At 62.5% G+C, this 1,048-nt stretch carries 1 protein-coding gene; it reads left to right on the forward strand.

Features of this window, described 5'->3' with window-relative positions; genetic code table 11:
• On the forward strand, window positions 1–695 hold a 695-nt coding region (locus tag DM995_RS20730; protein WP_198669554.1), incomplete at its 5' end, for an autotransporter-associated beta strand repeat-containing protein.
• Between the last annotated feature and the right edge of the window lie 353 nt (window positions 696–1,048).

Genomic DNA, 1,048 nt, shown 5'->3' on the forward strand with positions numbered 1-1,048 from the left:
CCGGCATCAACAGCTATGCGGGCACCACGACCATCGCCAACGGCACGCTGCAGATCGGCGCGGATGGGGCTGGCAGCACCTCGGGCAGCCTGGGTACCGGTCAGGTCGTCAACAACGCGACGCTGCGCTTCAACCGTGCCGACGACATCACGGTCACCAACAGCCTGATCGGCAGTGGATCGCTGGTCCTGACCGGTGCGGGAACCGTGACGCTGACGGGGACCAAAAGCTATACCGGCGCCACGCAGATCAATGGCGGCACGCTGGTTCTGGGCGGCAGCACGCCGTACAACGGTGCTGGCGCACTGACCGTCAACGGCGGCAATCTGACGCTGGCCGTCGGTGCGACATTCGCGTCGGTAACCCAGTCCAACAGCACGGTATCGCTGGGGTCGCAGACGCTGAACCTGTTCAGCGGCAACTATACGCTCAATGGCGGTAGCATTACCGGAACCGGGACGATCGACTTCAACAACTCGAGTCTCGCGGTCAACATCAACAGCGCCAGCGCATCGATCGCTTCGGGTGTGACGATCACGTCGACCCTCGGATTCAACTCTGCCGTCAATTTGATCTTACCAATTGTAGGTTACCGATCAAGGCGGTTTCTCGCAGCGGATGGCCCGATACACCGGAGCGATGGTGGCTGGCACGGACGTGAAAAGCAATGCGCGAAGCAAACTGCGTTTTTATGACCGGTGATTGATGCTCTTCCCGCCATGCCGCTACGCGGCGGGCACTACACCGCCGTTGCGGCGGATGCAGGGCACAGTCGCTTTTGAGATTGACACCCCAGCGGCAATTGTATTTGGTATAACCAATATTTTGGGAGTGGTGGTATGGGTGAGGAAGGCCGCGCGAAACTTCGCGTGATGCACGCAGCGGCAGGCGCTGCGTTGGGATTCGCGGCGATCGCCGTGTCTGGCCCCTGCCTGGCGCAAGCCGCTCCGGCGAACACAGCAGCGTCGGCGCGCACCCTGCCAGCGGCCAGTCCCGCCCGGTCGGTCACCTCGCTCAGCGATGGCTGGCGGTTCCAGTTCGGCGATGC

The organism is Blastomonas sp. UPD001 (assembly GCF_003426715.1).
Taxonomy (GTDB): domain Bacteria; phylum Pseudomonadota; class Alphaproteobacteria; order Sphingomonadales; family Sphingomonadaceae; genus Blastomonas.